We start from the raw sequence: 5,094 nt of genomic DNA, 5'->3' as shown, positions 1-5,094 counted from the left end.
ACTAAAAGATAATTGTAAATATTCCTTATTATCAATTAATTCATTAGCTGCTTTAACGATATTAATGACTTTAGAACGATAATTAACATTTAAAATGTTTTGAGGTATAAAATCTTTTACAAAAGTTCCAAAATACGTTCACTAGAACCAAAAGAACTATAAATATTTTGAGTATAATCACCAAAACAATATAAAGAATTTGGTTTATTAAATAAAAGTTCTTTTATAATAAAATAATAAAAATAATTTAAATCTTGAAATTCATCAATAAAACAGGACGATTATAAATTAAACCATTATTCCTTTCAACAAATTCAATAAAATCACTAGTTTCAATTAATAAACCATCAAAAGGTTATTAAATTATAATAATTTAATTTTTCATAATACAAATTTAACAACAATTCAAAAGATTTTTTTAAAACTTTATCATCAAATTTTAATAGATGAATAACAGTTTTCTTTTTGAAAAGTTAAACGTATTAAATTATTTAATTCCTGTAAAAACTTTCTAAATGAATATTTTCTTTGTTCTTTAAAATACAATTTTAAATCCTGATTTTCTTTTAAAATCAGTTTTAAAATATTTAATTTAGTTTCATCATCAATAAATTTTCGTTGTTTTGCTGTTTCATTAAAAATATTATATTTTAAATAACAAGAATAAGCAAAACTATGAAATGTTCTAATTTCATAATTATCTTTTAAATATTTTTCTAATTCATCATCATTATAAGAAGGATAATCTTCTTTTAATGATGAAAATAATTTATCATAAATAATATTTTTAGTAGCATTATTAGCTACCAAAATTAAAGGTTTTTTCTTTTGTCTTAATTTTTCAATTAAAATGGTAGTTTTGCCAGAACCAGCTCCACCATGTATATACATGCAAGAAGTGAGGTGTTGATGCCATAATTTGGTACTTTGATTTAACTTTTTGATTCTCATAATAATAATAATCATTCTTTCTTAAAAATTTTCTTTAATAATAATAAAAGATATTTGCCTAAATAACAAAAGAAACAAAAAAGGTAATAAATACATTTAAAAAGAAAATCAATGAAATACAATAAATGAAGGAATAAATAATAAAATAAATTATTAATAAACATAAATTATTAATAAACATAAATTAAACCATTGATTTTAATAAATAAAGAAATAACGATTGATAGTATTAAGGTTATTATTTATCTTTATTAACCAAGTATTAATTAAATTCCAAATTATGATTTGGTTGCTTAGTGATGAAATTTTGATAAAATTGAACCACTATTACTTGTTTTATATTAGTGAATATTTGGTTTGACAGAAAAAAGATAGAATTTAATGACATAATAAACAATTATAAAGTGATGATTAAAAAGATGAGATTACTATAGGTAAAGATTGAAAGATTTTTTTAATTAAAATAGTTTTTTTCTTTCTATTGTTGCATATGTTATTAAATAAAAAAAAGAACCTCATCAGGTTCTTGGTTTTTGATTAATGAATTTAATTAAATTCATTTAATTTATATTTTAAATTAATATATTTTTGTTTAATATTTTTAATTTTTGATAATTTGCATTAAGTTCTTGTATTGTGGGTCTTGATAAGAACGAATTAATTTTGATCACTAATTGATTTCGTTCTAAATAAAGTTTATTAATTTCATCATTTAAATTATTCATTGCCATTACTTGATAAATATTATTAGTCATTAAGAATATTACTAAAACTATAAATAGAAAAATATTCGAAAATAAAAAATTATGCTTTAAATTATTTAAATTCTTCTAGGACTGTTAGGTTTATTTTGGTAGTTTCGTCTTTGTTGGTTGCATCGATCACGTTCGATAATTTGTTGATTTATCGTCGAGAGTTGATTGTTTGTTGTGTCTATTGTGTTTGAAATTGCAACCATCATGTTAAAACGCGTTGAAGAATCTAAACTCATATTATTAAAAACATTGTTTAATTCTAACAATAAATTGTTTAATTCTTCTTCTAATTGATGTCTTCTTACATCTAAATCTATTCCAGGAAAAGCATAAATACTTTTATTATTAATAAATAATAAACCTAAGAAAACAAACAAAAAAATAATTTTTTTTTTAAATTGATTTTTTAATTTAAACATTATTTTAACTCCTTTTTTAATGCAGAAAAATTATTTTTGTTCATATTGCCAAAAAATATACATATTTTTGGCTCCATTGCCTATTTGTTTTAATTCTTCTAAAATATATTTATCATCTTCATCATCTCTGGTGCCATCATCAAAAAAAACACCTAATAAATTAAGAGGCGGATTTTTAATTTTCCATATCATTGCAAATTCTGCTATGTTTCCATTATAACGAGGACCAGTTAGTGTAAAATCAAAATATTTTTTAAATGTTTCATGTTTTTTAAGAATATCAATATTTGATAAATTTACATTAACTATTCTCATGTCGCCAACAAACTCTTCATTAGGGGCAGCCATTGCTTGATGATTATTGATAATTACAAATAATCCTAATAAAATAAATACAAATATTTTTGATTTTAATAAATTATTTTTGATTTTAAACATTAATTAAATCTCCTTTAATTTTGATTTCTTTACATTTTAAAATATTGAAAGTTGTTAAAATTTTATCACCAGTTAGAGTTGGTTCTTTTATTTTTTTTGGCTTCTTAGATTTTATCATAGTTATGTTTATCTTGGCAAAGAGAAAAAATTTGACGGATAGGGTTAAAATGGAGATGGAAAAAGGTTAATGCGAAGTTATCATTTTCAACGAAACAACCGCCAAGGCAATAGTCTTTAATCGTCATTGTTGTTATTTTTCGAATTTTACATATTTATCTAAATAAAAATATCATCTTAAGCATCGAAAGAATCAACATCAAATCCGTTAAAAGTGGTATGGTTATAAGTATCACAATCTTTATTCCAACTTTGGGTTTGGAGTCTGTGTTGAATGGTTAAAATATCATTAAAACTGTTTTTTTGGTTTGAGTTTGTTGTTGATAATAACCGATGCCATTAAAGCCATCAAATATGTAATGAATTTTAATTATTGGTTGAGTTCTTACTTTATAATTAGTTTCTTCCTATTCGTCTTTTATATTAGCTTTGGTTTCTTTTAAAATAGGAACTTCTTCTTTTGGCAATTTAATGATTCCTGTTTAAGTTAAAACGATCCAACTGATAATAAAAAAAGAAACATCTCTAAAATAATAAATAAATATTTGATTATTTTTTTAATTTTGATCATAGGTTTCTTTCCTCTTTTGTATTTTTTAATACACCACCATTTTAACACATTTGGTTTTTTTATTTTAATTAAAACCATTTTTTAAACCAAGAAGTAATCTTAGGATTACTTCAAGCCCTAAATAATTACCAAAATTTAGGTTATGATTTCATTGTTTACACAACTCCGAACCATAAAATCAACAATCAATGAACTAATAAAAAAGCCACTCACCTTCAATCCAACAAAAACCACCAAATCAAATAATATCATTTTTAAAGAAAAAAATATGAGCCTGATAGAATAAAAAACCTCAACCCAAATCAATTATGTTTAAAACAAGCAAATCACGAATTACTGCTTAAAAAATTAAAAACCAAACTAAGCCAAAAGAAAATCGGTGTTATTTATTTTTTAAAGTTTCGGCACCACCCTAGACAACATAAATAAATCTTAACACCCAACTTTCACCAAATAAGAAATAGACCAAAAACTAAATTTCAAACTCTCACAAATCATAAATCTAAAAAAAGATGCAATTAGAAAAATAAGCCCAAAGAATAAAAAATAAGGAGAAACCAAAAATGTTAAACAAAGTTTAATTAATTGGTAATATTTCTCATGACCTAGAATATATCAATAGTAATAAAGAACAAATTCCCAAAATCGATTTCCAATTAGTGGTTAACTAAGGAAAGGACAAAGTTCAATATATTCCTTGTCTAGTTTTTAGAAACCAAGCCGAAAACATGAGTACATATTTACACAAAAGTTCGAAAATATATGTCGAAAATACACTAACAACGAAGGACAAAACAAAACCTCAACAAAAATAATTATTCACAATGTCATTTTCTTAGATTCCAAACCAAAAGAAGACCATTTAACTTTTTTTTAAAACTCGGGCGAAGGTTCTATTTCTATTATAATGGTACTTTTTGTACCATTATTTTTATTTTAATCATGTGAAATAACATTCTTTCAGGTAAATTACATCTTTTGAAAGTAATCTCAAATTGAAACTTTTCAAAAAGTACTTATTTTTCGCATTTAAATTCTTAACTTATTAAAACAAAAACAAAAGGAGAAAAATAAAAACCAACAAAAAGGAGAAACCCAAAAATGACAAAGAAAGAATTAATTAAAAAAATAGTTGAGGCCAACAAAACCTCAATCATTAAAACAGAAGAATTTTATAACTCATTCGAAAATGACCTAATTGAATTAATTACATCACAAACGAAGAAGTAATTTTATCCTCTAAAATCGGTAAATTTATCTTAAAACCAAGAAAAAACCTACACTAGTAGAAACCCTAAGACAGGCAAAAAACTAAAAATCCCCACAAAAACTGTTATCTCTTTTTAAAATTTCCAAACTATCAAAGATAAAGTAAAAACTTTCAATTTAAAACCCCTTAAAACCCATCATGATATCTTTCAAATCAATTATAAAAATGATTCTAAAAATATCATTAAAGAATTAATTGGCAAAATCAATATCCATAAAATAGAAAACTTAAAATTATACCAATTAGACCCCAATAAACTATATAAATATAATAATCCTATCAAAACAAACTATAAGAAAGGTTTAAATGTTGTTTATTATCGTCAAGAAGATTTAAAATATATTCAATTCTTCTTAATCAAAACAAAACAAGGTTATCGGGTGAAAAGATACATCCTATGTATAAATATATTTCCAAACGACTAACAGTTTTTTAACAATTTGTCTCTTCAAATATTCTATATAAAGACAAACATATTTAACTAGGAATATTTTATATCATTATATATATAATGATACTCGATATTTGATATTATCGAATTATCATTTTTAATATCATTATTATTAATCGATA

Annotated in this window: 5 protein-coding genes and 2 pseudogenes; 2 read left to right on the top strand and 5 right to left on the bottom strand. The window is 22.8% G+C overall.

Annotation, left to right across the window (positions count from 1 at the left end; translation table 11 throughout):
* Positions 1-116: 116 nt before the first annotated feature.
* The 5 genes from BBA70_RS00240 to BBA70_RS00220 all read right to left on the bottom strand — a co-directional run bounded on the left by BBA70_RS00240 (position 117) and on the right by BBA70_RS00220 (position 2,563).
* The gene (locus BBA70_RS00240) at positions 117-227 is read right to left on the bottom strand and encodes a hypothetical protein (protein ID WP_252861414.1); all 111 of its coding nucleotides are present in this window, start codon (positions 225-227) and stop codon (positions 117-119) included.
* A gap of 205 nt (positions 228-432) precedes the next feature.
* The gene (locus BBA70_RS00235) at positions 433-966 is read right to left on the bottom strand and encodes a UvrD-helicase domain-containing protein (protein WP_252861413.1); all 534 of its coding nucleotides are present in this window, start codon (positions 964-966) and stop codon (positions 433-435) included.
* Between the two features lie 557 nt (positions 967-1,523).
* Positions 1,524-1,706, bottom strand: a complete 183-nt coding sequence (locus BBA70_RS00230; RefSeq protein ID WP_011412318.1) for a hypothetical protein — start codon at positions 1,704-1,706, stop codon at positions 1,524-1,526.
* A 65-nt stretch (positions 1,707-1,771) separates the two neighbouring features.
* Entirely contained in the window at positions 1,772-2,125 is a 354-nt protein-coding gene (locus BBA70_RS00225; protein WP_011412317.1) for an SVM family protein, read from the bottom strand.
* 30 nt (positions 2,126-2,155) lie between these two features.
* Positions 2,156-2,563 carry an SVM family protein gene (locus BBA70_RS00220; RefSeq protein ID WP_011412316.1) on the bottom strand — a complete coding sequence of 136 codons (408 nt, stop codon included), beginning with the start codon at positions 2,561-2,563 and terminating at the stop codon, positions 2,156-2,158.
* A gap of 1,272 nt (positions 2,564-3,835) precedes the next feature.
* On the opposite strand from BBA70_RS00220, the pseudogene BBA70_RS00215 reads away from it, so the two are divergent.
* Together BBA70_RS00215 and BBA70_RS00210 are read left to right on the top strand one after the other, a co-directional pair.
* A pseudogene (locus tag BBA70_RS00215) lies at positions 3,836-4,128 on the top strand (single-stranded DNA-binding protein).
* Positions 4,129-4,352: 224 nt separating this feature from the next.
* Positions 4,353-4,598 (top strand): annotated as a pseudogene (locus BBA70_RS00210) (HU family DNA-binding protein).
* Positions 4,599-5,094: the final 496 nt, after the last annotated feature.

The organism is New Jersey aster yellows phytoplasma, assembly GCF_002554195.1.
Classification (GTDB): Bacteria; Bacillota_I; Bacilli_A; order Acholeplasmatales; family Acholeplasmataceae; genus Phytoplasma.
The sequence above is the reverse complement of the archived record's forward strand: the minus strand, read 5'-3'. Positions and strand labels throughout refer to the sequence as shown.